Raw genomic sequence first — 26,609 nt, forward strand, 5'->3', positions numbered from 1 at the left:
AGGTCAGGGGGCGGGTGGTGGCGGCGCAGGGGTAGAACGGCGCGTCCGGGCCCAGGAGGCGGAACGGCGCATCCCAGCCACCGGAGCCGCATTCCCACCCCTTGGACAAGTCGGTGGCAGATCTTGCGCCCTCTCCCACGTAAGAGCAGGTCAGCACGGTCTTCGACACCTCCTCAGATGGCGCAACACTCCGGCAACATCGCTTTCCCCACCATTTCGGTATGGTTCGAAACATGCCATCCACCGACCGCATCCGGGACCACGCCGGACAGGGCGCGACCACCGTCGCCGCACGGGGCGGTGCGGACGCCGGCTGCGGGCGGACCAGGCGCGGCAGCTCGCCGATCTGCTGCGCCGTCAGCTCCTCAGCGGCGGCTTCGCGGACGGCACGCTTCCCCACGAGTCCACCCTCGCCACCGACTACCGCGCGACCCGCAACACCGTGGGCGAGGCCCTGGACCTGCTGCGCGCCGAAGACCTCGTGGAACGCTTCCCGGGCGTCGGCACCGTCGTCGTCGCCCGGAAGTACCCCCACGGCCTGGACCGCCTGATGGGCCTCGCGGAAACCCTCCGCGAGCACGGCACGGTCACCAACGAGGTCCGCACCATGGGCCCCACCCCCGTGGCCGACCGCCTGCACCTCCCGCCCGGCACCGACGTCCTCTACATCGAACGTCTGCGCCGCCTGAACGGCCTCCCCTCTCCCTCGACCTCACCTACATCCCGCTCACCCTCGGCCCCCTCGACCTCGGCACGGCGCTGCTCGGCGCCGACCTGGAGAACACCGACGTCTTCCGCACCGCCCTCACCACAGCCACCAAGGACTCCGACGCCGACGTCAGGGCGTACGCGTCGCGCGCTCCATGAGCCTGCCGTTCAACCTCGGCGTGAGACGAGTCGAGCGAGTGACTCTGTGGGCCGGCACAACCATTCGAGAAGAGGGCTGGTGACCACGAACCAGTGGACGCTGATTCGGCCCTGCTTCTTGTCCAGGATCAGTGGCGCTCCATCCCGGTAGACGTAGCGGAGGTATCGGCGACGGAGCGGCGCTCCGGCTATCAGCAGCACAGGCGAGGTGACGAGGAGGGCCACCGGGACCAGAGCCCTCGCTGTGGTGAGCTTGGCCTTCTCCTCGTATCGCATGGGCTCAGTGTGCTGATCCTCAAAGTCGCTTGTCAGCCTGTCCTTCGGGTTTGGTGCCGGCCTTGTGGTGAGCGGGTCGGCTGTATGCCCCGCCGGTGGCGAGGGCGGGCCGGGACGGTCCTCGTCCGCCTCGTCCGCGGCCCGTCGCAGGACCTCGGCGACGGCGGTCGCCGCGTCCTCGGCGTCCCGCTGGGCCCGGTCCGCCCGTTCGGCCCGCCGGCGGGCGTCGCGGGTGCGCTCCAGCATGCTGCGGAGCGCCGGGGCCTGGGCGAGCACGGCCATGGCGGCGGCGTAGGGATCACCGGCCGTCTCCCGGTGCAGTTCCGCGTACTCCGGTGATTCCGTCAGCGAGGTGATCACCTGGTGGTCGACCAGCCGGGAGGGCGTCATCTCCGTCCGCTCACGCAACCGCGGGCGGACCTGGTACGCGGCCAAGAAGACGTCGGTGAGCAGGTCGGCGGTCTGACCGTGGTGCCTGTACCGAGCGTCGTCCGACTCATCGGCCAGTTCCTCGGTCAGTTCGCGCAGTCCCGCCGACTGCTCGTACGTGTCGCGCCATACGATCCGGTCGAACCGGTCCGCGACGACCGCGGCGGTGTGTCGTGCGGGGCCCCCGTCCGTCAGCCCCAGCCACGTCCCGGCCAGCCCCGCCAGCTCGTCGAGCCTGGCCGGTGCCCCGCCCCGGGGCACCGCTTCGGGGCACCGCTTCGGATGTGGTCCCGTCCATCGCTGCGATCCCCCCTCGTTCAGAGCTGGGCCTGCACGGTGCTCGCGTCCACGCCGAGGGCCTCGGTGAGGACACGGGCGCGTACGGCGCGCTGGCGGCCGGTGACCCGGTCGATGGCGGCGGTGGAACGGCCCGAGCTCGCCGCCTCCTCGCGCAGTTTCTCCAGTCGCTGCCCCGCCATGGCCAGTCACGCGGTGCCGGGTGGGCCGAGCAGCAGCGAGTGCTGCCCGGCCAGCAGGGTGACCATCAGGGTGCGTACCACGTCGTCGCGCTCGTAGAAGCGTTCCGACAGCTCCCCGGTGATCGTCCGCAGCTTCTCCGCCGTGTCCTGCGCGTCCATGGTGGTCCCCTCCCCCGTGTGTCCGCTAAGCCCAATCGTCCGGCTCGGGTTCCGGCTCGTCGTCCGGCCAGTCGAAGGAGCCGTGTGCGTCCCCGTCCGTGGGTGTGGCGGTGGCGGTGGCCGTGGCTGTGGCGGCCGAGGAGCCCTCGTCGGTGCCGGTGCCGCCCAGCGAGGCGAGGACCCCGAGCACGCCCTCCCCGTACGTCGCGAGCTTCTTCTCGCCGATGCCGCTGATGGTGCCGAGTTCGTCGACGGAGGCGGGGGCGGTGGCCGCGATCTCGCGGAGGGTGGCGTCGTGGAAGATGACGTAGGCGGGGACGCCCTGTTCGCGGGCCTGTTCGGCGCGCCAGGCGCGGAGGGCCTCGAAGACGGGGAGCAGGTCGTCGGAGAGCTCGACGGCCGCCTTCGCCTTCCGTTCGCCCCGGCCGGAGCCCGACGAGCCGGACCCCGACGCCCCGGAGCCGCCCGACGCCTGCCGTGTGGTCGCCGGTTTCTTCGGTTCCTTGCGCAGCGGCACGTCCCTCTCCCGCCGCAGCACCGCCCCGCTCTCCTCGGTGAGCACGAGCGTGCCGTACTCGCCCTCGACCGCGAGGAACCCCTGGGCGAGCAACTGCCTTACGACGCCCCGCCATTCACCCTCGGCCATGTCCTCGCCGATGCCGAAGACGGAAAGCTGGTCGTGGTCGAACTGGATGACCTTCGCGGTCCGCCGCCCCAGCAGGATGTCGACGATCTGCACGGCGCCGAACTTCTGCCCGCGCTCGCGCTGGAGCCGCACCACCGTGGAGAGCACCTTCTGCGCGGCGACGGTGCCGTCCCAGGTCTCCGGCGGGACGAGGCAGGTGTCGCAGTTGCCGCAGCCGTCGGCCTGGGGTTCCTGGCCGAAGTACTGCAGGAGCTGTCCGCGTCGGCATTGGACGGTCTCGCAGAGCGCAAGCATGGCGTCTAGGTGGCCGGCGGCCCGGCGGCGGAACGCCTCGTCGCCCTCGCTGCCCTGGATCATCTTCCGCTGCTGTATGACGTCGTTCAGGCCGTACGCCATCCAGGCCGTGGACGGCAGTCCGTCGCGGCCGGCGCGGCCGGTCTCCTGGTAGTAGCCCTCGACGGACTTCGGCAGGTCGAGGTGGGCGACGAACCGTACGTCGGGTTTGTCGATGCCCATCCCGAAGGCGATCGTGGCGACGACGACGAGCCCTTCCTCGCGCAGGAACCGTGACTGGTGGGCCGCGCGGGTACCCGCGTCGAGGCCGGCGTGGTACGGCACCGCCTCGACGCCGTTCTTGCTGAGGAACTCGGCGGTCTTCTCCACGGAGTTGCGGGAGAGGCAGTAGACGATGCCGGCGTCGCCCGCGTGTTCCTGGCGCAGGAAGGACAGGAGCTGCTTCTTCGGGTCGGCCTTGGGCACGATGCGGTACTGGATGTTGGGCCGGTCGAAGCTGGCCTCGAAGTGTCTGGCCCGGGGCATGTCGAGCCGCTCGGTGATCTCGCGGTGGGTGGCGCGGGTGGCGGTGGCGGTGAGGGCGATGCGCGGTACGTCGGGCCAGCGTCGGCCCAGAAGGGAGAGGGAGAGGTAGTCGGGCCGGAAGTCGTGGCCCCACTGGGAGACGCAGTGGGCCTCGTCGATCGCGAAGACGGAGATCTTGCCTCGGCCCAGCAGATCCAGGGTGGTGTCGAGCCGCAGGCGCTCCGGTGCGAGGTAGAGGAGGTCCAGCTCGCCCGCGAGGAACTCGGCCTCGACCACGCGGCGCTCGTCGAAGTCCTGGGTGGAGTTGATGAACCCGGCGCGCACGCCGAGGGCCCGCAGGGCGTCCACCTGGTCCTGCATCAGCGCGATCAGCGGGGAGACGACGATGCCCGTGCCGGGCCTGACCAGGGACGGGATCTGGTAGCAGAGGGACTTTCCGCCGCCGGTCGGCATGAGGACGACGGCGTCGCCGCCCGCGACCACGTGCTCGATGATCGCTGCCTGCTCGCCCCGGAAGGCGTCGTACCCGAAGACCCGGTGGAGCACGGCCAGCGCCTCGCTGTCCGTCCCGGTCGTCCTGTCCTCGTCCGCCATCACACTCGTCCCGCCCGTCCCGATCATGGCCCGCCCCCCGCGCCCTTGCGTCCAGTGCCGTCCGTGGTTCCTCCAGCCCTAGCCACGATAGGCGCCCGCACCGACAGCCTCAGAGTTATCCACAGGCTCCACCCGGATGCGGCGGCTCCGGACCGGAGAACAAGGGCGGGACCCAGCTCCTTTCGAAGCCGAGTCCCGCCATGTTCGAACAGCCGAGCAGTAACCGAGTAGCAACCGGGGCAGCAACGAAAGCGGCAGCCGAGCGGAGCGCTACCGCACGAAGACGCCCGCCTGCCCCGCGAGGTCCAGGAAGTACTGCGGTGCGACGCCGAGCACCAGCGTGACGGCGACCCCGACCGCGATCGCGGTCATGGTCAGCGGTGACGGCACGGCGACCGTCGGCCCCTCGGGGCGCGGCTCGCTGAAGAACATGAGCACGATGACGCGGATGTAGAAGAACGCGGCGATGGCCGACGAGATCACACCGACCACGACGATCGCGCCCGCGCCGCCCTCCGCCGCCGCCTTGAACACGGCGAACTTGCCCGCGAACCCGGAGGTCAGCGGGATGCCCGCGAAGGCCAGCAGGAAGACCGCGAAGACGGCCGCCACGAGCGGGGACCTGCGGCCGAGCCCGGCCCACTTGGACAGGTGGGTGGCCTCGCCGCCCGCGTCCCGCACCAGCGTGACCACGGCGAACGCGCCGATGGTCACGAAGGAGTAGGCGCCCAGGTAGAACAGCACGGACGAGACGCCGTCGGGCGAGGCCGCGATGACACCGGCGAGGATGAAGCCGGCGTGCGCGATCGAGGAGTAGGCGAGCAGTCGCTTGATGTCGGTCTGGGTGATGGCGACGATCGCGCCGGCCAGCATGGTGACGATGGCGACGGCCCACATGACCGGCCGCCAGTCCCAGCGCAGACCGGGCAGGACGACGTACAGGAGCCGGAGCAGCGCGCCGAAGGCGGCCACCTTGGTCGCCGCGGCCATGAAGCCGGTGACCGGGGTGGGCGCGCCCTGGTAGACGTCCGGGGTCCACATGTGGAACGGCACCGCGCCGACCTTGAACAGCAGGCCCATGACGAGCATGGCGGCGCCGATGAGCAGCAGCGCGTCGTTGCCCATGGTGTCGGCGAGGGCGGGACTGATGTCGCCGATGGTGCCGTCGACGACCTGGGCGATCGTCGCGTAGTTCACCGAGCCCGCGTAGCCGTAGAGCAGGGCGATGCCGAAGAGGGTGAAGGCGGAGGCGAAGGCGCCGAGGAGGAAGTACTTGACCGCGGCCTCCTGGGACATGAGCCGCTTGCGGCGGGCCACGGCGCACAGCAGGTACAGCGGGAGGGAGAAGACCTCCAGGGCGATGAACAGGGTCAGCAGGTCGTTGGCCGCCGGGAAGATCAGCATGCCGCCGATCGCGAAGAGCAGCAGCGGGAAGACCTCGGTGGTGGTGAATCCGGCCTTGACGGCGGCCTTCTCGCTGTCGCTGCCGGGCACGGAGGCTGCCTGTGCGGCGAAGGAGTCGACCTTGTTGCCGTGGGTCTCGGGGTCGAGGCGGCGTTCGGCGAAGGTGAAGACGCCGAGGATGCCGGCGAGGAGGATCGTGCCCTGGAGGAACAGGGCCGGTCCGTCGACCGCGATGGCGCCCATGGCCGCGATGCCGGCCTTCGTGGTGCCGTATCCGCCCGCCGCGAGCGCGACGACCGCGGCGAAGGAGGCCGCGAGGGCGACGACGGAGACGAACACCTGAACGTAGTAGCGGGACTTGCGCGGGACGAAGGCCTCGACCAGCACTCCGATGATCGCCGCGCCGATGACGATCAGGGTGGGCGACAGTTGCCCGTATTCGATCTTCGGCGCGTCGATCTTGGTGATCGGTTCGGCCGCGGTTGTCCACAGGCTGTGGACGGCTGATGCGCTCACTTGGCCGCCTCCACCTCGGGCTGGGGGTCCTTCTTCTGGACGTCGGACATGGTGTGCTCCACCGCCGGGTTGACGATGTCGGTGAGCGGCTTCGGGAAGACACCCAGGAAGATCAGCAGCGCGACCAGCGGTGCGACCACCACGAGTTCGCGGACCCGCAGGTCGGGCATCCCCTCGACCTCGGCCTTCACCGGGCCCGTCATCGTCCGCTGGTAGAGGACGAGGGTGTAGAGCGCGGCGAGGACGATGCCGACGGTGGCGATGATCCCGACCACCGGGTAGCGCGCGAACGTGCCGACCAGGACCAGGAACTCGCTGACGAACGGGGCGAGTCCGGGCAGCGACAGGGTCGCGAGGCCACCGATCAGGAAGGTGCCGGCGAGCACCGGCGCGACCTTCTGCACCCCGCCGTAGTCGGCGATGAGCCGGGACCCGCGCCGGGAGATCAGGAATCCGGCGACCAGCATCAGGGCGGCGGTCGAGATGCCGTGGTTGACCATGTAGAGCGTCGCGCCGGACTGGCCCTGGCTGGTCATCGCGAAGATGCCCAGGATGATGAAGCCGAAGTGCGAGATCGACGCGTACGCCACCAGCCGCTTGATGTCGCGCTGGCCGACGGCGAGCAGCGCCCCGTAGATGATGCTGATCAGCGCCAGGACGAGGATCGCGGGCGTCGCCCACGTGCTGGCCTCGGGGAACAGACCGAGGCAGAAGCGGAGCATCGCGAACGTGCCGACCTTGTCGACGACGGCCGTGATGAGGACGGCGACCGGGGCGGTCGACTCCTGCATGGCGTTGGGCAGCCAGGTGTGCAGCGGCCACAGCGGCGCCTTCACGGCGAAGGCGAAGAAGAAGCCGAGGAACAGCCACCGTTCGGTGCTGGTCGCCATCTCCAGGGAGCCGTTGGCACGGGCCTCGGCGATCTCCGGGAGCGAGAAGTTCCCGGCGACCACGTACAGGCCGATGACCGCGGCCAGCATGATCAGACCGCCGACCAGGTTGTAGAGGAGGAACTTCACCGCGGCGTACGAACGTTGGGTGGCCGCCGTCTCCTCGCCGTGCTCGTGGGCGCGGTCGCCGAAGCCGCCGATGAGGAAGTACATCGGGATGAGCATGGCTTCGAAGAAGATGTAGAAGAGGAAGACGTCGGTGGCCTCGAAGGAGATGATCACCATCGCCTCGACGGCCAGGATCAGGGCGAAGAAGCCCTGCGTCGGCCGCCACCGCCCCGCAGCGAAGCTGCTGAGAGATGCAGCGCCGGTCTCCAGCGGGTCGGCGTCGTGCCAGCCCGCGAGGATGATGAACGGGATCAGCAGGGCGGTGAGCCCGATCAGCGCCACCGCGATGCCGTCGACGCCCAGCTCGTAGCGCACCCCGAAGTCCGCGATCCAGGCGTGGGACTCGGTGAGCTGGTAGCGGTTGCCGCCGGGGTCGAAGCGGACCGCGATGATCGCGGCGAGCACGAGCGTGCCCAGCGAGACGATCAGCGCCAGCAGTTTCGCGGCGTTGCGCCGCTGGGCCGGGACGGCGGCCGTGGCGATCGCCCCGAGGGCCGGGAGCGCCGCCGTCGCTGTCAGCAGAGGAAAGGACATCGGTATCAGACCGCCCTCATCAGCAGGGTCGCGGCGATGAGGATCGCAGCGCCGCCGAACATCGAGACCGCGTACGAGCGGGCGTAGCCGTTCTGGATCCGGCGCAGCCGCCCGGAGAGGCCGCCCATGGAGGCCGCCGTGCCGTTGACGACTCCGTCGACCAGGGTGTGGTCGACGTAGACGAGGGAGCGCGTCAGGTGCTCTCCGCCGCGTACGAGGACGACGTGGTTGAAGTCGTCCTGGAGGAGGTCGCGCCGGGCGGCCCGGGTGAGCAGCGATCCGCGCGGGGCGACGACGGGGACGGGCTTTCGCCCGTACTGGAGCCACGCGAGGCCGACGCCGATGACCATCACGGCGACGGTGGCCGAGGTGACCGCCGCGGCGCTGATCGGCGGGTGGCCGTGCGAGTGCTTGGTGACGGGCTCCAGCCAGTGGATGAAGCGGTCGCCGATGCTGAAGAATGCGCCGCCGAAGACCGATCCGACCGCCAGGACGATCATGGGGATCGTCATGACCTTGGGCGACTCGTGCGGGTGCGGCTCCCCCGTCGCGGCAGCGACATGATCAGACGCAGCCGCGCCACCGTGCTCGGCGGCGGGCTCCACGTCCGGCTCGGCCGGGGAGGCCGTGGGCCGGCTGCGCCAGCGCTCCTCGCCGAAGAACGTCATCAGCATCACGCGCGTCATGTAGAACGCGGTGATGGCCGCGCCCAGCAGGGCCACGCCGCCGAGGATCCAGCCCTCGGTGCCGCCCTTGGCGAAGGCCGCCTCGATGATCTTGTCCTTGGAGAAGAAGCCGGACAGGCCCGGGAAGCCGATGATGGCGAGGTAGCCGAGGCCGAAGGTGACGAAGGTGACCGGCATGTACTTCCGCAGGCCACCGTACTTGCGCATGTCGACCTCGTCGTTCATGCCGTGCATGACCGAGCCGGCGCCGAGGAACAGCCCGGCCTTGAAGAAGCCGTGCGTCACCAGGTGCATGATCGCGAAGACGTACCCGATGGGGCCGAGTCCGGCGGCCAGCACCATGTACCCGATCTGCGACATCGTCGAACCGGCGAGGGCCTTCTTGATGTCGTCCTTCGCGCAACCGACGATCGCACCGAAGAGGAGCGTGACCGCGCCGACGACGGTGGTGACGAGCTGGGCGTCCGGGGCGCCGTTGAAGATGGCGGCGGAACGGACGATCAGGTAGACACCGGCGGTGACCATGGTCGCGGCGTGGATGAGGGCGGAGACCGGAGTCGGGCCCTCCATCGCGTCCCCGAGCCAGGACTGCAGCGGCACCTGGGCGGACTTGCCGCAGGCCGCGAGCAGCAGCATCAGGGCGATCGCGGTGAGCGTGCCCTCGCTCGTCTCGCCGACGGCGCCGAGGACCGGGCCGAAGGCGAAGGTCCCGAAGGTGGTGAACATCAGCATGATGGCGATGGACAGCCCGACGTCGCCGACGCGGTTGACCAGGAAGGCCTTCTTCGCGGCGGTGGCGGCGCTGGGCTTGTGCTGCCAGAAGCCGATCAGCAGGTAGGAGGCGAGACCGACGCCCTCCCAGCCGACGTACAGCAGCAGGTAGTTGTCGGCGAGGACCAGCAGCAGCATCGCCGCGAGGAACAGGTTCAGATAGCCGAAGAAGCGGCGTCGGCGCTCGTCGTGCTCCATGTACCCGATGGAGTACACGTGGATGAGCGAGCCGACTCCGGTGATCAGCAGGACGAACGTCATCGACAGCTGGTCGAGCTGGAAGGCGACGTCGGCCTGGAAGCCCTCGACGGGGATCCAGCTGAACAGGTGCTGGCCGATCTCGCGGTGTTCGGCGTCCTTGCCGAGCATGTCGGCGAAGAGGACCACGCCGATGACGAAGGAGGCGGCGGCGAGGGCCGTGCCGATCCAGTGGCCGACGGCGTCGAGGCGCCGGCCGCCGCACAACAGGACGGCGGCTCCGAGCAGGGGCGCCGCGACCAGCAGCGCAATCAGGTTCTCCACGATTCTTCCGACCCCTTACAGCTTCATCAGGCTGGCGTCGTCTACCGAGGCCGAGTGGCGGGACCGGAACAGCGACACGATGATCGCGAGACCGACCACGACCTCCGCGGCGGCGACGACCATCGTGAAGAAGGCGATGATCTGGCCGTCGAGATTGCCGTGCATGCGGGAGAAGGCGACCAGGGCGAGGTTGCAGGCGTTGAGCATCAGCTCGACGCACATGAACACCACGATCGCGTTCCGCCTGATCAGGACGCCGGTGGCGCCGATCGTGAACAGCAGGGCGGCGAGGTACAGGTAGTTGACGGGATTCACTGCGCTGCCTCCCCGCTGTCGCCGCCGTTCCGGCCGTTTCCGCCGGCGCCGCTGTTGGTGCGCTCCAGGCGGTCCTCGGCGCGCTGTTCCAGTGCCTTGAGGTCGTTCAGTGCCTGGGTCGACACGTCGCGGATCTGGCCCCGGTCCCGCAGGGTCTTGCTGACGGTCAGCTCGGACGTGGTGCCGTCGGGCAACAGGCCCGGGACGTCGACCGCGTTGTGCCGGGCGTAGACGCCGGGGGCCGGGAGCGGCGGGAGGTGCTTGCCCTCACGTACGCGCTGTTCGGCCAGCTCGCGCTGGGTCTTGGCGCGCTCGGTGCGCTCGCGGTGGGTGAGGACCATGGCGCCGACGGCGGCCGTGATGAGGAGGGCACCCGTGAGTTCGAAGGCGAACACGTAGTCGGTGAAGATCAGGGCCGCGAGGCCCTCCACGTTGCCGCCGGCGTTCGCCGTGCCGAGGCCGTTGAACTCCGTCAGCGAGGCGTTGCCGATGCCCGCGATCAGCAGGATGCCGAAGCCGAGGCCGCACAGGAGGGCCAGCCAGCGCTGGCCCTTGATGGTCTCCTTCAGGGAGTCCGCCGCGGTGACGCCGACGAGCATCACCACGAACAGGAACAACATCATGATCGCGCCGGTGTAGACGACGATCTGCACGATGCCCAGGAAGTAGGCGCCGTTGGCCAGGTAGAACACCGCCAGGATGATCATGGTGCCGGCGAGGCAGAGGGCGCTGTGCACGGCCCTCTTCATGAAGACGGTGCACAGGGCGCCGATCACGGCGATGGTGCCGAGGACCCAGAACTGGACGGCCTCACCGGTGGAGGTGCCGGCGGACAGAGTGGCCGCGGCGGCGAGTTGCTGCGTCATCGGCGGATCACCTCCTCCGACGCCGGCTCGTCCTCACCGGTGGTGGAGGCAGCGTCCTGCGGCTTCTCTCCCGTGGAGGTGGCCACTTGACGCTCCGTACCGGGCGCGGCCTCGGTGACCAGGCCTCGGTAGTAGTCCTGCTCGTCGGTGCCCGGGTAGATCGCGTGCGGCGAGTCGACCATGCCGTCCTCAAGACCGGCGAGCAGCTGCTCCTTGGTGTAGATGAGGTTGGCGCGGCTGGAGTCGGCCAGCTCGAACTCGTTGGTCATGGTGAGCGCGCGCGTCGGGCAGGCCTCGATGCACAGGCCGCACAGGATGCAGCGGGCGTAGTTGATCTGGTAGACGCGGCCGTACCGCTCGCCCGGGGAGTAGCGCTCCTCGTCCGTGTTGTCGGCGCCCTCGACGTAGATGGCGTCGGCGGGGCAGGCCCAGGCGCACAGTTCGCAGCCGACGCACTTCTCGAGACCGTCCGGATGGCGGTTGAGCTGGTGCCGGCCGTGGAACCGCGGGGCCGTGGTCTTCTCCTGCTCCGGGTACTGCTCGGTCAGCCGCTTCTTGAACATGGCCTTGAAGGTCACGCCGAAGCCGGCGACGGGGTTCTGGAACCCCTGCTTGTTCTCTTTCGGCTCCTCAGCCATCGGACGCCTCCCTCCCATTCGAAGATCCGTCACTCTCAGTATCGGACCCACCACTGACAATCAGCTCCCGCTCCCGGCGCGGGCGCCTGCGCGGCACCGGCGGGAGGGTCTGTCCGGGCAGGGGCGGGACGGGGAACCCACCGGCCATCGGGTCGAAGCCGGCCGGTTCGGCGGGCTGCTGCTGTGCCTCGCGCCGGTCGCGGAACATGTCGGCGACGACGGACAGCAGGAAGAGGACGATGACGGCGCCGGCGACGTACAGCGCGATCTCGGCGAAGTCGTAGTTCTCGTTCCTGAGGGTCCGCACGGTCGCGACGAGCATCAGCCAGACCACGGAGACCGGCAGGAGCACCTTCCAGCCGAGCTTCATCAGCTGGTCGTAGCGGACGCGCGGGAGGGTGCCGCGCAGCCAGATGAAGAAGAACAGCAGCAGCTGCACCTTCACCACGAACCAGAGCATCGGCCACCAGCCGTGGTTGGCGCCCTCCCAGAAGGTGCTGATGGGGTAGGGGGCCCGCCAGCCGCCGAGGAAGAGCGTCACCGACACGGCGGAGACGGTCACCATGTTGACGTACTCGGCGAGCATGAACAGCGCGAACTTGATCGACGAGTACTCGGTGTTGAAGCCGCCGACGAGGTCGCCCTCGGACTCCGGCATGTCGAACGGGGCGCGGTTGGTCTCGCCCACCATGGTCACGATGTAGATGACGAACGAGACCGGCAGCAACACGATGTACCAGCGGTCCTGCTGCGCCTCCACGATCGCCGAGGTCGACATCGACCCGGAGTAGAGGAAGACGGAGGCGAACGCGGCGCCCATGGCGATCTCGTACGAGATCATCTGGGCGGCGGACCGCAGGCCGCCGAGCAGCGGGTAGGTGGAGCCGGAGCTCCAGCCCGCGAGGACGATGCCGTAGATGCCGACCGAGGCGACCGCGAGGATGTAGAGCATCGCGATCGGCAGGTCTGTGAGCTGCATCGTGGTGCGCTGGCCGAAGATCGAGACCTCGTTGCCGGCGGGCCCGAAGGGGATCACCGCGATCGCCATGAAGGCCGGGATGGCCGCGACGATCGGTGCGAGGACGTAGACGACCTTGTCCGCGCGTTTGACGATGACGTCTTCCTTGAGCATCAGCTTGATGCCGTCGGCGAGCGACTGGAGCATGCCCCAGGGGCCGTGCCGGTTGGGGCCGATGCGCAGCTGCATCCAGGCGACGACCTTGCGTTCCCACACGATGGAGAAAAGCACGGTGATCATCAGGAAGGCGAAGCAGAACACCGCCTTGACGACGACCAGCCACCAGGGGTCGCGGCCGAACATCGAGAGGTCCTCAGCGGCGAGGTACATCGGGCTCACGCCTCCACCTCCTCGGGGGCCTCGGCGGCGAGCGTCGCGGGGCCGATACGGACGAGTGCGCCGGGCAGCGCCCCGGTGTCGGAGGCGACGCCCGAGCCGGTGGAGTTCAGCGGCAGCCAGACGACGCGGTCGGGCATCTCGGCGATGCTCAGCGGCAGTTCGACGACCCCGGCGGGGCCGCTGACCGCGAGGACGTCGCCGTTCTTGACGCCCACCTCGGCGGCCGTGGCGGCCGACACGCGCGCGTGGGCGGCGTGCCGGGTGCCGGCGAGCGCGTCGTCGCCGTCCTGGAGGCGGCCCTGGTCGAGCAGCAGCCGGTGTCCGGCGAGGACGGCCTCCCCGGCGGCCGGGCGCGGCAGCGCGGCCCCGACCTCCACCGGCTCGTTGGCCCTCGCCCCGTCCCACGCCCCGAGGCGGTCCAGCTCCGCGCGCGTGGTGCGCAGGTCCGGCAGCCCGAGGTGGACGTCCATCGCGTCGGCCAGCATCTGCAGCACGCGCCGGTCGGTGGGGGCCACCCGGCGGGTCATCTGGTCGGGCTTCAGCGCGGCTTCGAACATCCGCACGCGGCCTTCCCAGTTGACGAAGGTGCCCGCCTTCTCGGCGACGGCCGCGACCGGGAGGACGACGTCCGCGCGGTCGGTGACCTCGCTGGGCCGCAGTTCCAGCGACACCAGGAAGCCCACGGCGGACAGTGCCTCACGCGCGCGTGCCGGGTCGGGCAGATCGCCGACTTCCACACCCGCCACCACCAGGGCCCCGAGCTCTCCGGTGGCGGCGGCCTCGACGATCTGCCCGGTGTCCCGGCCGTAGCGCGCGGGGAGTTCGGCGACGCCCCAGGCGGCGGCGACCTCCGCGCGTGCGCGTGGGTCGGTGGCCGGGCGCCCGCCCGGCAGCACGGACGGCAGCGCGCCCGCCTCGACGGCGGCGCGTTCCCCGGCCCGGCGCGGGATCCACACCAGCTTCGCGCCGGTCAGGGACGCGGCCCGCACGGCGGCGGTGAGCCCGCCCGCGACGGCGGCGAGGCGCTCCCCGACGACGATCACGGCGCCCTCGGTGCGCAGCGCCTCCGCGGCCCTGGTGCCGTCGTCGTCGAGGCCGAAGCCGCTGGCGAGGGCGTCCAGCCACTCGGTCTCGGTGCCGGGCGCGGCGGGCAGCAGGGTGCCGCCGGCCTTCTCCAGACCCCGGGTGGCGTGCGTCGCCAGCGAGAACACCCGCTGCTTGTGCTTGCGCCAGGCCTTGCGCAGCCTCAGGAAGACGCCGGGCGCCTCCTCCTCGGCCTCGAAGCCGACCAGCAGGACGGCGGGCGCCTTCTCCAGGGCGGTGTAGGTGACGCCCGTGCCGTCGAGGTCACGCCCGCGTCCGGCGACCCGGGCGGCCAGGAAGTCGGCCTCCTCGCCGCTGTGCACGCGCGCGCGGAAGTCGATGTCGTTGGTGTCGAGGGCGACGCGCGCGAACTTGCTGTACGCGTAGGCGTCCTCGACGGTGAGCCGGCCGCCGGTCAGGACACCGGCCCGGCCGCGCGCCGCCGACAGGCCGCGGGCGGCGACCTCCAGGGCCTCCGGCCAGGACGCGGGCTCCAGGACACCGTCGGCGTTGCGGACCAGCGGGGTGGTGAGCCGGTCCGGGCGCTGCGCGTACCGGAACGCGAAGCGGCCCTTGTCGCAGATCCACTCCTCGTTGACCTCGGGGTCGTCGGCCGCGAGGCGTCGCATGACCTTGCCGCGCCGGTGGTCGGTGCGGGTGGCGCAGCCGCCGGAGCAGTGCTCGCAGACGGACGGCGAGGAGACCAGGTCGAAGGGGCGGGAGCGGAATCGGTACGCCGCCGAGGTCAGCGCGCCGACGGGGCAGATCTGGATGGTGTTGCCGGAGAAGTACGACTCGAAGGGGTCGCCCTCGCCGGTGCCGACCTGCTGCAGCGCGCCCCGCTCGATCAGTTCGATCATCGGGTCGCCGGCGACCTGGTTGGAGAACCGGGTGCACCGGGCGCACAGCACGCACCGCTCGCGGTCGAGCAGGACCTGCGTGGAGATCGGGAGGGGCTTCTCGTACGTCCGCTTGCGGCCCTCGAAGCGGGACTCGGAGTGGCCGTGCGACATGGCCTGGTTCTGCAGCGGGCACTCGCCGCCCTTGTCGCAGACGGGGCAGTCCAGCGGGTGGTTGATGAGCAGGAGCTCCATCACACCCTTCTGGGCCTTCTCCGCGACCGGGGAGGTGAGGTGCGTCTTGACGACCATCCCGTCGGTGCAGGTGATCGTGCAGGACGCCATGGGCTTGCGCTGGCCCTCGACCTCGACGATGCACTGGCGGCAGGCGCCGGCCGGGTCGAGGAGGGGGTGGTCGCAGAAGCGGGGGATCTCGACGCCGAGTTGTTCGGCGGCCCGGATGACCAGGGTGCCCTTGGGCACGCTGATGTCGATGCCGTCGATGGTCAGCGAGACGAGATCTTCCGGCGGGACCGCCGCCTCGCCGCCCCCGGAGGGAGCGCTCGTGGTCACGGTCATGCGTTCACCTCCGCGTGCTTGTCCTTGTCGGCCCAGGCCGTCGACTTGGCCGGGTCGAAGGGGCAGCCCCGGCCCGTGATGTGGTCCTCGTACTCCGCGCGGAAGTACTTGAGGGAGGAGAAGATCGGCGAGGCGGCGCCGTCGCCGAGGGCGCAGAAGGACTTGCCGTTGATGTTGTCGGCGATGTCGTTCAGCTTGTCGAGGTCGCTCATGACGCCCTTGCCGGCCTCGATGTCACGCAGCAACTGGACCAGCCAGTAGGTGCCTTCGCGGCAGGGGGTGCACTTGCCGCAGGACTCGTGGGCGTAGAACTCGGTCCAGCGGGTGACGGCCCGCACGACGCAGGTCGTCTCGTCGAAGCACTGGAGTGCCTTCGTGCCGAGCATGGAACCCGCGGCGCCCACGCCCTCGTAGTCGAGGGGGACGTCGAGGTGCTCGTCGGTGAACATCGGCGTCGAGGAGCCGCCCGGCGTCCAGAACTTGAGGCGGTGTCCGGGCCGCATGCCGCCGCTCATCTCCAGCAGCTGGCGCAGGGTGATGCCGAGCGGGGCCTCGTACTGGCCGGGGGAGGCGACGTGGCCGCTGAGCGAGTAGAGCGTGAAGCCGGGGGACTTCTCGCTGCCCATCGACCGGAACCATTCCTTGCCCCGGTGCAGGATGGCGGGAACCGACGCGATCGACTCGACGTTGTTCACGACAGTGGGACAGGCGTAGAGGCCTTCCACGGCAGGGAAGGGGGGACGCAGTCGCGGTTGACCGCGGCGGCCTTCGAGCGAGTCGAGCAGTGCGGTCTCCTCGCCGCAGATGTACGCGCCGGCGCCCGCGTGCACGGTGAGTTCGAGGTCGAGTCCGCTGCCCAGGATGTTCTCGCCGAGGAAGCCGGCCTCGTAGGCCTCACGGACGGCCTCGTGCAACCGCCGCAGGACGGGGACGACCTCACCCCGCAGATAGATGAAGGCGTGCGAGGAACGGATGGCGTAGCACGCGATGATCATGCCCTCGATGAGGCTGTGCGGGTTCGCGAAGAGGAGCGGAATGTCCTTGCACGTTCCGGGCTCCGACTCGTCGGCGTTGACAACGAGATAGTGCGGTTTTCCGTCGCCCTGGGGAATGAACTGCCATTTCATCCCGGTGGGGAATCCCGCGCCGCCACGGCCGCGCAACCCGGATTCCTTGACGTACGCGATGAGGTCGTCCGGCGTCATCGCGAGCGCCTTGCGCAGGCCCTCGTACCCGTCGTGCCTGCGGTAGACGTCGAGCGTCCAGGGCCTGTCCTCGTCCCAGAAGGACGACAGCACGGGTGCGAGCAGCTTCTCCGGGCTGCTGCCCTTGATCTCGGGTGCCAACGTCATCACTCCCCCTCCTCGGCGGCGGGCCCGGCCGGGTGGGCCGGGTCGGAGGCCGACGTGTCCTGCGGCGCGTCGTGCGAGCTGAGGTGCTCGCTGGGTGACGGCTCGTGCACCCGGTCCTGCGGCTCGTCGTGCGGGCCGCCGTCCCGCGGGTGGACCACGCGCGCGGTTCCGGCCTCCCCCTTGGCCAGGCGGAGGCCGACCAGCGAGGCGGGGCCGGCGCCGCCGCTCGCCTCGACGGCCCCGGGCCGCTCGTCGGGGAAGCCGGCGAGGATGCGGGCGGTGTCCTTGAAGGTGCACAGCGGCGCCCCGCGCGTGGGCCGGACCTCGGCTCCCGCGCGCAGGTCGTCGACGAGTCGCTTGGCGCTGTCGACGGTCTGGTTGTCGAAGAACTCCCAGTTGACCATCACGACCGGCGCGAAGTCGCAGGCCGCGTTGCACTCGATGTGCTCCAGGGTGACCTTGCCGTCGTCGGTGGTCCCGCCGTTGCCGACCCCGAGGTGGTCCTGGAGCGCGTCGAAGATGGCGTCGCCGCCCATCACCGCGCACAGGGTGTTGGTGCAGACACCCACCTGGTAGTCGCCGGAGGGCCCCCGCCGGTACATGGAGTAGAAGGTGGCGACGGCGGTGACCTCGGCCGTGGTCAGGCCGAGCACGTCGGCGCAGAACCGCATGCCGGTGCGGGTGACATGGCCCTCCTCGGACTGCACGAGGTGCAGCAGCGGCAGGAGGGCGGACCGGGAGTCCGGGTAGCGGGCGACGACCTGGGCCGCGTCCCGTTCCAGCCGGGCTCGAACGTCGTCCGGGTAGTCGGGCGCGGGCAGTTGGGGCATGCCCAGGCTGACGCCCTCGGGGGTGGTGGTCACCGGTCGACGCCTCCCATCACGGGGTCGATGGACGCGACGGCGACGATGACGTCGGCGACCTGGCCGCCCTCGCACATCGCCGCCATGGCCTGCAGGTTGGTGAAGGACGGGTCGCGGAAGTGGACCCGGAAGGGGCGGGTGCCTCCGTCGGAGACGACGTGCACCCCGAGTTCGCCCTTGGGCGACTCGACCGCCGCGTACGCCTGTCCCGGCGGGACGCGGAAGCCCTCGGTCACCAGCTTGAAGTGGTGGATCAGGGCCTCCATGGAGGTGCCCATGATCTTCTTGATGTGGTCCAGGGAGTTGCCGAGCCCGTCCGGTCCGAGGGCGAGCTGGGCGGGCCAGGCGATCTTCTTGTCGCCGACCATGACCGGGCCGGGCTCCAGCCGGTCCAGGCACTGCTCGACGATCCTGAGGGACTGGCGCATCTCTTCCAGGCGGATCAGGAAGCGGCCGTAGGAGTCGCAGGTGTCGGCGGTCGGGACGTCGAAGTCGTACGTCTCGTAGCCGCAGTACGGCTGGGTCTTGCGCAGGTCGTGCGGGAGGCCGGCGGAGCGCAGGATCGGGCCGGTGGCGCCGAGGGCCATGCAGCCGGTCAGGTCGAGGTGGCCGACGTTCTGCATCCGGGCCTTGAAGATGGGGTTCCCGGTGGCGAGCTTGTCGTACTCGGGGAGGTTCTTGTCCATCTTCTTCACGAACTCGCGGATCTGGTCCACCGCGCCGGGCGGCAGGTCCTGGGCGAGTCCGCCGGGCCGGATGTACGCGTGGTTCATGCGCAGGCCGGTGATCAGCTCGTAGATGTCGAGAATGAGTTCACGATCACGGAAGCCGTAGATCATGATCGTGGTGGCGCCCAGCTCCATGCCGCCGGTGGCGATGCACACCAGGTGGGAGGAGAGCCGGTTCAGCTCCATCAGGAGCACGCGGATGATCGTGGCGCGGTCCGGGATCTCGTCCTCGATGCCGAGGAGCTTCTCCACGGCGAGGCAGTACGCCGTCTCGTTGAAGAACGGCGTCAGGTAGTCCATGCGCGTCACGAACGTGGTGCCCTGCGTCCACGTGCGGTACTCGAGGTTCTTCTCGATGCCGGTGTGGAGGTAGCCGATGCCGCAGCGGGCCTCGGTGACGGTCTCGCCGTCGATCTCCAGGATCAGCCGGAGCACCCCGTGGGTGGACGGGTGCTGGGGGCCCATGTTGACGATGATGCGCTCGTCGTCGGACCGGGCCGCGGTCTGGGTGACCTCGTCCCAGTCGCCGCCGGTGACCGTGTAGACGGTGCCCTCGGTGGTCTCGCGCGCGGAGGCCTGGGACTCCGCGGATGCGTGCTGCGTGCTCATGAGTACGACCTCCGCTGGTCCGGAGCCGGGATCTGGGCGCCCTTGTACTCGACGGGGATGCCGCCGAGGGGGTAGTCCTTGCGCTGCGGGAAGCCCTGCCAGTCGTCCGGCATCATGATCCGCGTCAGCGCCGGGTGGCCGTCGAAGACGATGCCGAAGAAGTCGTACGTCTCGCGCTCGTGCCAGTCGTTGGTCGGGTAGACGGGGACGAGCGACGGGATGTGCGGGTCGGCGTCGGGGGCGGAGACCTCCACGCGGATCAGCCGGTTGTGGGTGATCGAGCGCAGGTGGTAGACGGCGTGCAGCTCGCGGCCCTTGTCCCCGGGGTAGTGGACGCCCGAGACGCCGGTGCACAGCTCGAAGCGGAGTGCCGGGTCGTCGCGCAGGGTGCGGGCAACGCGGAGCAGGTGCTCGCGCTCGATGTGGAAGGTGAGCTCGCCCCGGTCGACGACCGTCTTGTCGATCACGTTCTCGGGGACGAGGCCCTGTTCCTCCAGGGCGCCCTCCAGCTCGTCGGCGACCTCGTCGAACCAGCCGCCGTAGGGGCGGACGGCCTCGCCGGGGAGCCGGATGGAGCGGACCAGGCCGCCGTAGCCGGAGGTGTCGCCGCCGTCGTTCGCGCCGAACATGCCGCGCTGGACGCGGATCTCCTCGCCGCCGTCGCCGCGCTGGCCGGGGAGGTTGGAGGCGGCGAGGTCCTTCTCGGGGTTCACCCCGTTCGCGTCGCCCGGGCCGTTCTTGCCGTTCCCGTCGCTCATCGCAGCAGCCCCTTCATCTCGATCGTGGGCAGTGCCTTGAGCGCGGCTTCCTCGGCCTCGCGGGCCGCTTCCTCCGCGTTCACGCCGAGCTTGGACGTCTGGATCTTCTGGTGGAGCTTGAGGATCGCGTCCATCAGCATCTCGGGCCGTGGCGGGCAGCCCGGGAGGTAGATGTCGACCGGGACGATGTGGTCGACGCCCTGGACGATCGCGTAGTTGTTGAACATGCCGCCGGACGACGCGCAGACCCCCATGGAGATCACCCACTTCGGGTTCGGCATCTGGTCGTAGACCTGCCGCAGCACCGGCGCCATCTTCTGGCTGACCCGGCCGGCCACGATCATCAGGTCGGCCTGGCGCGGCGAGCCGCGGAAGACCTCCATGCCGAAGCGCGCCAGGTCGTAGCGCCCCGCGCCCGTGGTCATCATCTCGATGGCACAGCAGGCGAGGCCGAAGGTGGCGGGGAAGACGGATGCCTTGCGTACCCAGCCCGCGGCCTGCTCGACGGTGGTCAGCAGGAAACCGCTCGGCAGTTTTTCTTCGAGTCCCATGGTCTTAAAGGCCCCTCAGTCCCATTCCAGGCCGCCGCGGCGCCAGACGTACGCGTAGGCGACGAAGACGGTGAGCACGAAGAGCAGCATCTCCACGAGCCCGAAAACACCCAGGGCGTCGAAGGTGACGGCCCACGGGTAGAGGAAGACGATCTCGATGTCGAAGACGATGAAGAGCATCGCCGTCAGGTAGTACTTGATGGGGAAACGCCCGCCGCCGGCCGGCGTGGGGGTGGGCTCGATCCCGCACTCGTAGGCCTCGAGCTTGGCCCGGTTGTAGCGCTTCGGGCCGATCAGAGTGGCCATGATCACGGAGAAGATCGCAAAGCCTGCCCCGAGGGCTCCCAGTACGAGGATGGGCGCATAGGCGTTCACCGCTCCTCGCTCCTCTCAGTCGGCACTGACTGCTGGCGGATTGCATCGGCCCTGCTCTCCCGCCCCACCGGCCACACGAACCCCGCCTGTCTCGACGAAGATCGCGAACATGTGAAGCAGGTCACAAGCCCAACTGCCCCGCATCCTATGCCTGCCGGTCTGTGATCTGCGACACGGGTGCGGCACCGAGTTTGTGATCTCCACCACCTGACGAAGGATCATGAAGTCGGATGAGCGTCGATCTTCATACACGAAGCGCCAGACTGATCACCAGAAGTGACATTTTCGCTCGTTACTGCTGGTCACGCAGGGCGTCTCTATATCAAGAGAGTTCCGGTGCATGCAAATTGGTGCTGGACGAGGGCGCTTGATAGAGCCCGCGTTCACACCTCGGAGGGAGGTCCGACGACGAATGTGGACACGTGCACGCGTTCACGAGCGCCGCGAGGGGGCCTTCCCGCGCGGGACGCCTCGGGAACGGGTGACCGTTCCGTGACCTGCGCCACATCGGACCGAGATCAAATCAACCGGCCTTGGCCACTCGCTGCGATCGGTGGTAAGCGCAGGGCAATTCGGGCGTAATCACGAAAGCGCATGATCAAAGGCCTGTTCGACCCTGTCCGCTATGCCCGTTACGGCGTCAATAAAGAGTGACGCTCAGGAAATTTGCGGCCTCCGTTGAACAACTGTGGCGCAGCACACGTTTCTTGAAGGTATGGAGGAGTCGCTGGTACCGCTTGTACCCATGTCCCACACCGCTCACATACGCAGCCACCGGAAACCCCGCCGCAACGCGTCCTCGATCGCGATGCGCGCCGGAGTCGCCGGTGGCGTTCTCAGCACCGTGGCAGTGGCCGGCGCGTCGACGGCCGCGTTCGCCGCGGAGCCGGTGACGCAGACGCTTGAACTGCCCACCCTCACGGCCGACCTGGCCACGCAGGCCGCGCAGTCCGCGGACGCCACGAAGGTGATGGCGGCCGAGTACCAGCTGCAGGCCGAGCGTGACACGGCCGCCGAAGAGGCGGCCAAGCAGGCCGACAAGGACCTCGCCAAGGCGAAGAAGGAAGAGGCCCGGAAGAAGGCCGCCGAGGAGGCCGAGCGCAAGGCCGCCGCCGAGCGCGCCTCGCGTGACACCGAGCGGGCCACCCTCACGACCAACTCGTCGACCAGCACCGCCACGGCGCCGGCCAGCGGCAGCGTCGGCACGGTCATCTCGTTCCTGAAGGCGCAGCTCGGCGACGCCTACGTCATGGGCGCCACCGGCCCCAACGCGTGGGACTGCTCCTCGCTCGTGCAGGCCGCGTTCAAGCAGGTCGGCGTCGAGCTCCCCCGGGTCTCGCAGGACCAGTCGATGCAGGGCACCGAGGTCTCGCTGTCGAACCTCCAGGTCGGCGACATCCTGTACTGGGGCGCCAAGGGTTCGGCGTACCACGTGGGTGTCTACGTCGGGAACGGCCAGTACCTCGACGCGGCGAACCCCTCCAAGGGTGTCGTCATCCAGGACCTCTCCGGCTACCCGGCGACGGGCGCGGTGCGCGTGCTCTGACCCACGCGGTCGCCCAGGGCGTTTTCGAAGGGCCGCTCTCCCCCGTAGGGGACAGCGGCCCTCGGGCTGCCCGCAGTAAGGCCACAGGCGCCCCACAGGGCGCCTTTCGTCCCACACTCATGGTGTTCCGCGCTCCCGGGCGAGAGCGCGGCCCTCAGGGGCGTACAGCGCGTTCGGCCGGCCACGGAGCGCTCCGTGGCCGGCCGAACGCGGTCACACATGGTCATACATGGTCATGCGGGGCCCTGCGCGCCCGGGCGGGTCAGGCCTTCGGGGCCACCTTGCTCAGGCCGTTGATGATGCGGTCCATCGCGTCGCCGCCGGTGGGGTCGGTCAGGTTCGCCAGCATCTTCAAAGTGAACTTCATCAGGAGCGGGTGGGTCAGGCCCCGCTGCGTGGCGAGCTTCATGATCTTCGGGTTGCCGATGAGCTTCACGAAGGCGCGGCCCATCGTGTAGTAGCCGCCGAAGGTGTCCTTGAGGACCTGCGGGTAGCGCTGGAGGGCGAGTTCACGCTGCCCGGGGGTGGCGCGGGCGTGGGCCTGGACGATGACGTCGGCGGCGATCTGGCCGGATTCCATCGCGTAGGCGATGCCCTCGCCGTTGAAGGGGTTCACCATGCCGCCGGCGTCGCCGACCAGCAGCAGGCCCTTGGTGTAGTGCGGTTGGCGGTTGAAGGCCATCGGGAGGGCGGCGCCGCGGATGGGGCCGGTCATGTTCTCGGGGGTGTAGCCCCACTCCTCCGGCATCGACGCGCACCAGGCCTTCAGGACGTCTCGCCAGTCCAGCTCCTTGAAGGCGGAGGAGGTGTTGAGGACGCCCAGACCGACGTTGGACGTGCCGTCGCCCATGCCGAAGATCCAGCCGTAGCCGGGGAGCAGCCGGTCCTCGCCGGGGCCGCGCTTGTCCCACAGCTCCAGCCAGGACTCCAGGTAGTCGTCGTCGTGGCGCGGCGAGGTGAAGTAGGTGCGCACCGCGACGCCCATCGGGCGGTCCTCGCGGCGGTGCAGGCCCATCGCGAGGGAGAGGCGGGTGGAGTTGCCGTCGGCCGCCACCACCAGCGGGGCGTGGAAGGTGACTTCGCGCTTCTCGTCACCGAGCTTGGCGTGCACCCCGGTGATCCGGCCCGTGCGGTCGTCGATGATCGGCGCGCCCACGTTGCACTGCTCGTGGAGGCGGGCGCCCGCCTTCTGCGCCTGGCGGGCGAGCTGCTCGTCGAAGTCGTCGCGCTTGCGGACGAGTCCGTAGTTCGGGTAGGCGGCGAGATCCGGCCAGTCGAGCTGGAGACGGACGCCGCCGCCGATGATCCGCAGCCCCTTGTTGCGGAGCCAGCCGGCCTCCTCGGAGATGTCGATGCCCATCGACACCAGCTGCTTGGTGGCGCGCGGCGTGAGGCCGTCGCCGCAGACCTTCTCCCTCGGGAAGCTGGTCTTCTCCAGGAGCAGCACGTCCAGGCCGGCCTTCGCCAGGTAGTACGCGGTGGTGGAACCGGCTGGCCCGGCCCCGACGACGATCACATCGGCGGTGTGTTCGGTAAGGGGCTGGGGCTCGGTCACGACGGGTTCTCCCCAAGAAGTAGAAGGATCTAAGTAGCAGGAGCGGAGCAGGGCCTGCCGACAGTCCGGGGAACCGGACGGCCGGAAAACATGTGCCGACCGGGGTCGGACATGGGCAGTCTATTCAGCGGTACCGATCATCGGCTGAAGGGCTGCCCCTGTGAACCGAGCTCTGCCCGACGTACGGCTGCGCGTCCCCACCGACGAGGACGCCTTCGCCTGGCACCGGATCTTCGACGATCCCGACGTCATGGAGTTCCACGGCGGCCGGTCCGCCGAGCTGTCCGTCTACGAGGAGCTCACCGCGCGCCAGCGCCGCCACGACGCCGAGCACGGCTTCTGCCTGTGGACCCTGCTCGACGAGGAGGGCCGGGCCGTCGGCTTCACCGGCGCGCAGCCGTGGCCCCGCAAGTGGGGACCGACCGGCGAGATCGAGATCGGCTGGCGGCTCGGCCGGGAGCACTGGGGCAAGGGGCATGTGACCGCCGCCGCGCTCCAGACCCTGGAGCGGGTGCGGGCGGCCGGTGTCGACCGGGTCGTCGCCATGGTCGACGCCCGCAACGAGCGGTCCATCGCCGTCACCCGGCGACTGGGGATGGAACTGGCGGAGACGTTCACGACACCCGCCTCGGGCCGGCCGGGACACTGCTACCGGCTGGCGCTGTAGCCGTCCGGCGGTCCCGCGTCCCGCGGCCCGCGGCCCGGCCGTTCGGGATTTCGGCAACTCGTCACTCAGCGTAGCGATTTGCCGCAGACTGCCACGCAGTGCTTCCGGGCGGGGGCGCTCGGCGGTTACCCTGCCGGTACCGCTGGGGGTGAACGTCTGTGCGCATAACACCCAAGTCATCCGAAGTGCGTGTGCCACGGTTCGTCGGGCTGATGGCCGTGGACGCGCGCGAGACGGCCGAGGCGGGCGGGGTGCTCCTCGTCGCCCCCGACCGGCCCGACTTCCCACGCACCGTCGTGGACCACGTCGTACGGCAGTACCCGCCACCGGGGGTGCGGGTGCCGCGCGGGGCCGCCGTGACCGTGTGGTTCGAGCTGGGGGACGACGGCGGGGGTGTCCGAGAGCCCCGGCGCGGTGGGCCGCCGCCCGGGCTGCGCAGGGCGTTGGACGAGCCGGGGGACCCGTTCGCGGTTCTTCGCTAGGGGGTGTTTCGAAAGTCCTGTGCGGTGCCCGCGGTGTCCGGTGCGTGCTCTCGGCGTGCCGGACGAAAGCCCTCGTACTGGATGTACTTGGGCTTTTGGCCGGTGCGGCGAGAGGGCGTGCCGGGCGCCGTGGGTGCTGTGCGGGACTTTCGAAACACCCCATAGCCCCCGGGCGGCCCTTTCGAGCACGCGTGCGGTGCCCTGCTCCCTACCTCTGCCAGAGCAGGATCGCCGCCGCCCCTCCCCCACCGATCACGAAGGCCGCCGCGATGGTGAGGGTCCAGACCAGCGCGCGGCTGCGGGACCCCGTGGGCCGCCGTCGGGCCGCCGCTCGGCATTGCCGGGATCGGCGGTGCGATCACCGCCGTACGCGCTCCCGTCATCTGCACCAGATAGGGCGCGAGGAAGGCCGCGGCGAAGATCCAGACGAGGCCGAAGAGCAGCACTTCGGGGATGTCGAGGCCCGCGTCCACCTGGCCCGCGACCGCCAACTCGGTGGTGAACTCGGCCGTGGCCGAGCCGGACGCCTCCATGCCGAAGCCGCTGATGCCGGCGAGGACGAGGAACAGCCCGAAGAAGACGCCCGCGGCGAGGAGTTGCTCGCCACGGCTCGTGGAACGGCGGGCCGCCATGATCCCCAGGATCAGTGCGCAGACCGCCCCCAGCGTCAACGCGCCCACGACCGCCCAGGAGTTGACGGCGTCGCCCAGTTCGGAGAGGCCGAACGACTCGCGCTCGTAGTCGCCGTACGGGCCGGACTCGACGAGTCCGTAGTCGCCGGAGGAGTCGTACGACGTGTCGTCCCCGTACCGGGTACGGCCCGCCTCGCCCTGGACGGAGGCGCCCCAGGAGAGGCCGAGGAGATGGACGGCGAGGTTGGGGAGGACGATCAGCACCAGGAGGAGCGGGTTGAGGTCCTCCTGCCACTCCCCCTGCCACTCGTCGTTCGCCGCGAGGACGACGAAGGTGACGAGCGAGCAGAGGGCGAGGACGACCGCCATGGCCCGTACGGCCGTTCCGGTCGCCCGGAACAGGGTCCGGGGCCCGGGGCGGACGGCCAGCCAGGCGGCCAGGTCGTCGCGTTGCAGCAGGCCCGCCGAGACGGCGGCGGTGAGCAGCAGCGCGCCCAGCGCGGTGCGCCAGGGGGACGTCGAGACCTCCACGCGCGCGATGTCGGGCTGCGCGAACAGCCCCAGCAGCAGTACGGCGGCGGTCACCAGCAGCGTGACCCGCACGGCCGCCTCCAGCCCGGCGGTACGGCCGCCGGCGGGCCCTGCCCCGGGTACTCCCGCGCCGGCGTACGCGGCGCGGGTCACCAGGCGGGTGCGGAGTTGTCGTACGCCGAGGAAGAGCGCCCCGAGGAACAGGGCGGTCACCGTGAGCGGGACCAGGGTCAGGGTGAGGGCGCCTTCGGCGGACGGGTAGTCGCCCGCGAAGTCGCCGCCCCCGCTCTCGGAGATCCTGAATCCGCCGCCGAGGCCCTGGAGGAGGGCGGCGAGCGCGAGGCCCAGCCGGTCGCCGAAGCCGACGAAGTCGTCGTCCTCCGTGGTGCTCTGGTCGTACGAGGGGAGGGCCAGGGCGAGGGCGGCGGCGAGGAGCAGCCCGACCGGCCAGAGCGCGGCCGCCGCGGAGCCGCCCCAGTCGCCCCGGAAGGCCCGGCCGAGGAAGGCGCCTACGGGCGAGGGG

Annotated in this window: 21 protein-coding genes and 3 pseudogenes; 4 read left to right on the forward strand and 20 right to left on the reverse strand. The window is 70.1% G+C overall.

What is annotated here, in order from left to right; all coding sequences use genetic code 11:
- Positions 1–233 precede the first annotated feature (233 nt).
- Positions 234–798 (forward strand): annotated as a pseudogene (locus P1P70_RS14695) (GntR family transcriptional regulator); the annotation flags it as partial.
- A 450-nt stretch (positions 799–1,248) separates the two neighbouring features.
- Here the strand turns inward: P1P70_RS14695 and P1P70_RS14700 are convergent.
- The 18 genes and pseudogenes from P1P70_RS14700 to P1P70_RS14785 all read right to left on the reverse strand — a co-directional run.
- Positions 1,249–1,833, reverse strand: a pseudogene (locus P1P70_RS14700) (hypothetical protein); the annotation flags it as partial.
- Between the two features lie 56 nt (positions 1,834–1,889).
- A pseudogene (locus P1P70_RS14705) lies at positions 1,890–2,057 on the reverse strand (ATPase); the annotation flags it as partial.
- Positions 2,058–2,210 (reverse strand): hypothetical protein, encoded by a 153-nt coding sequence (locus P1P70_RS14710; RefSeq protein ID WP_319237292.1) that lies wholly within the window; start codon positions 2,208–2,210, stop codon positions 2,058–2,060.
- 25 nt (positions 2,211–2,235) lie between these two features.
- Positions 2,236–4,296 (reverse strand): DNA helicase RecQ, encoded by a 2,061-nt coding sequence (gene recQ / locus P1P70_RS14715; RefSeq protein WP_319237293.1) that lies wholly within the window; start codon positions 4,294–4,296, stop codon positions 2,236–2,238.
- A gap of 243 nt (positions 4,297–4,539) precedes the next feature.
- Positions 4,540–6,189: an NADH-quinone oxidoreductase subunit NuoN gene (gene nuoN, locus P1P70_RS14720; RefSeq protein ID WP_319237294.1), complete on the reverse strand. Its 1,650-nt coding sequence runs from the start codon at positions 6,187–6,189 to the stop codon at positions 4,540–4,542.
- A complete protein-coding gene (locus P1P70_RS14725) occupies positions 6,186–7,781 on the reverse strand; it encodes an NADH-quinone oxidoreductase subunit M (protein WP_319237295.1) in 1,596 nt (531 codons plus the stop codon). Before P1P70_RS14725 ends, nuoN begins: the two co-directional genes overlap by 4 nt.
- A 5-nt stretch (positions 7,782–7,786) precedes the next feature.
- On the reverse strand, positions 7,787–9,760 hold the full coding sequence (nuoL, locus tag P1P70_RS14730) for an NADH-quinone oxidoreductase subunit L (protein WP_319237296.1): 1,974 nt from the start codon (positions 9,758–9,760) through the stop codon (positions 7,787–7,789).
- Positions 9,761–9,775: 15 nt separating this feature from the next.
- A complete protein-coding gene (nuoK, locus tag P1P70_RS14735) occupies positions 9,776–10,075 on the reverse strand; it encodes an NADH-quinone oxidoreductase subunit NuoK (RefSeq protein WP_009310327.1) in 300 nt (99 codons plus the stop codon).
- Complete coding sequence (locus tag P1P70_RS14740; protein ID WP_319237297.1) at positions 10,072–10,941, reverse strand: NADH-quinone oxidoreductase subunit J; 870 nt, start codon at positions 10,939–10,941, stop codon at positions 10,072–10,074. Before P1P70_RS14740 ends, nuoK begins: the two co-directional genes overlap by 4 nt.
- The gene (nuoI, locus tag P1P70_RS14745; protein ID WP_319237298.1) at positions 10,938–11,579 is read right to left on the reverse strand and encodes an NADH-quinone oxidoreductase subunit NuoI; all 642 of its coding nucleotides are present in this window, start codon (positions 11,577–11,579) and stop codon (positions 10,938–10,940) included. Before nuoI ends, P1P70_RS14740 begins: the two co-directional genes overlap by 4 nt.
- Positions 11,572–12,936, reverse strand: a complete 1,365-nt coding sequence (gene nuoH, locus P1P70_RS14750) for an NADH-quinone oxidoreductase subunit NuoH (RefSeq protein ID WP_319237299.1) — start codon at positions 12,934–12,936, stop codon at positions 11,572–11,574. Before nuoH ends, nuoI begins: the two co-directional genes overlap by 8 nt.
- A complete protein-coding gene (locus tag P1P70_RS14755) occupies positions 12,933–15,437 on the reverse strand; it encodes an NADH-quinone oxidoreductase subunit G (RefSeq protein WP_319237300.1) in 2,505 nt (834 codons plus the stop codon). The genes nuoH and P1P70_RS14755 overlap by 4 nt, the downstream gene beginning before the upstream one ends.
- Positions 15,434–16,789, reverse strand: coding sequence for an NADH-quinone oxidoreductase subunit NuoF (gene nuoF / locus P1P70_RS14760; protein ID WP_319237301.1), 1,356 nt, complete (start codon positions 16,787–16,789; stop codon positions 15,434–15,436). Before nuoF ends, P1P70_RS14755 begins: the two co-directional genes overlap by 4 nt.
- Positions 16,789–17,619 (reverse strand): NADH-quinone oxidoreductase subunit NuoE, encoded by an 831-nt coding sequence (gene nuoE, locus P1P70_RS14765; protein ID WP_319237309.1) that lies wholly within the window; start codon positions 17,617–17,619, stop codon positions 16,789–16,791. Before nuoE ends, nuoF begins: the two co-directional genes overlap by 1 nt.
- A 29-nt stretch (positions 17,620–17,648) precedes the next feature.
- Positions 17,649–18,989 carry an NADH-quinone oxidoreductase subunit D gene (locus P1P70_RS14770; protein WP_319237302.1) on the reverse strand — a complete coding sequence of 447 codons (1,341 nt, stop codon included), beginning with the start codon at positions 18,987–18,989 and terminating at the stop codon, positions 17,649–17,651.
- On the reverse strand, positions 18,986–19,747 hold the full coding sequence (locus P1P70_RS14775) for an NADH-quinone oxidoreductase subunit C (RefSeq protein WP_319237303.1): 762 nt from the start codon (positions 19,745–19,747) through the stop codon (positions 18,986–18,988). The genes P1P70_RS14770 and P1P70_RS14775 overlap by 4 nt, the downstream gene beginning before the upstream one ends.
- On the reverse strand, positions 19,744–20,298 hold the full coding sequence (locus P1P70_RS14780) for a NuoB/complex I 20 kDa subunit family protein (RefSeq protein ID WP_003998928.1): 555 nt from the start codon (positions 20,296–20,298) through the stop codon (positions 19,744–19,746). The genes P1P70_RS14775 and P1P70_RS14780 overlap by 4 nt, the downstream gene beginning before the upstream one ends.
- A gap of 15 nt (positions 20,299–20,313) precedes the next feature.
- On the reverse strand, positions 20,314–20,673 hold the full coding sequence (locus P1P70_RS14785; RefSeq protein ID WP_009310323.1) for an NADH-quinone oxidoreductase subunit A: 360 nt from the start codon (positions 20,671–20,673) through the stop codon (positions 20,314–20,316).
- A gap of 715 nt (positions 20,674–21,388) precedes the next feature.
- Here P1P70_RS14785 and P1P70_RS14790 point away from each other — a divergent pair.
- Entirely contained in the window at positions 21,389–22,219 is an 831-nt protein-coding gene (locus tag P1P70_RS14790; protein WP_319237304.1) for a C40 family peptidase, read from the forward strand.
- 262 nt (positions 22,220–22,481) lie between these two features.
- Here P1P70_RS14790 and P1P70_RS14795 read toward each other — a convergent pair whose 3' ends face one another.
- Complete coding sequence (locus P1P70_RS14795) at positions 22,482–23,774, reverse strand: geranylgeranyl reductase family protein (protein WP_319237305.1); 1,293 nt, start codon at positions 23,772–23,774, stop codon at positions 22,482–22,484.
- A 160-nt stretch (positions 23,775–23,934) separates the two neighbouring features.
- Here P1P70_RS14795 and P1P70_RS14800 point away from each other — a divergent pair, with 160 nt between their 5' ends.
- Positions 23,935–24,441 (forward strand): GNAT family N-acetyltransferase, encoded by a 507-nt coding sequence (locus P1P70_RS14800; RefSeq protein ID WP_319237306.1) that lies wholly within the window; start codon positions 23,935–23,937, stop codon positions 24,439–24,441.
- A gap of 158 nt (positions 24,442–24,599) precedes the next feature.
- Positions 24,600–24,923, forward strand: a complete 324-nt coding sequence (locus tag P1P70_RS14805; protein ID WP_319237307.1) for a PASTA domain-containing protein — start codon at positions 24,600–24,602, stop codon at positions 24,921–24,923.
- Here the strand turns inward: P1P70_RS14805 and P1P70_RS14810 are convergent.
- A partial coding sequence (locus P1P70_RS14810) for a hypothetical protein (protein ID WP_319237308.1) occupies positions 24,920–26,609 on the reverse strand: 1,690 nt, incomplete at its 5' end. The two genes, P1P70_RS14805 and P1P70_RS14810, sit on opposite strands and share 4 nt — an antisense overlap.

Origin of the sequence: Streptomyces sp. MB09-02B, from assembly GCF_033794485.1 — a bacterium.
In the GTDB taxonomy this organism is placed as follows: Bacteria; Actinomycetota; Actinomycetes; order Streptomycetales; family Streptomycetaceae; genus Streptomyces.

Bases quoted from the DNA above. Each gene is read 5' to 3' on its own strand.
- P1P70_RS14790 (WP_319237304.1), top strand. From the start codon at position 21,389: ATGGAGGAGTCGCTGGTACCGCTTGTACCCATGTCCCACACCGCTCAC.
- P1P70_RS14725 (WP_319237295.1), bottom strand. From the start codon at position 7,781: ATGTCCTTTCCTCTGCTGACAGCGACGGCGGCGCTCCCGGCCCTCGGG.
- nuoE (WP_319237309.1), bottom strand. From the start codon at position 17,619: ATGCCCCAACTGCCCGCGCCCGACTACCCGGACGACGTTCGAGCCCGG.
- P1P70_RS14710 (WP_319237292.1), bottom strand. From the start codon at position 2,210: ATGGACGCGCAGGACACGGCGGAGAAGCTGCGGACGATCACCGGGGAG.
- P1P70_RS14770 (WP_319237302.1), bottom strand. From the start codon at position 18,989: ATGAGCACGCAGCACGCATCCGCGGAGTCCCAGGCCTCCGCGCGCGAG.
- P1P70_RS14755 (WP_319237300.1), bottom strand. From the start codon at position 15,437: ATGACCGTGACCACGAGCGCTCCCTCCGGGGGCGGCGAGGCGGCGGTC.
- P1P70_RS14740 (WP_319237297.1), bottom strand. From the start codon at position 10,941: ATGACGCAGCAACTCGCCGCCGCGGCCACTCTGTCCGCCGGCACCTCC.
- P1P70_RS14775 (WP_319237303.1), bottom strand. From the start codon at position 19,747: ATGAGCGACGGGAACGGCAAGAACGGCCCGGGCGACGCGAACGGGGTG.
- recQ (WP_319237293.1), bottom strand. From the start codon at position 4,296: ATGATCGGGACGGGCGGGACGAGTGTGATGGCGGACGAGGACAGGACG.
- nuoF (WP_319237301.1), bottom strand. From the start codon at position 16,789: ATGACGTTGGCACCCGAGATCAAGGGCAGCAGCCCGGAGAAGCTGCTC.
- nuoI (WP_319237298.1), bottom strand. From the start codon at position 11,579: ATGGCTGAGGAGCCGAAAGAGAACAAGCAGGGGTTCCAGAACCCCGTC.
- P1P70_RS14780 (WP_003998928.1), bottom strand. From the start codon at position 20,298: ATGGGACTCGAAGAAAAACTGCCGAGCGGTTTCCTGCTGACCACCGTC.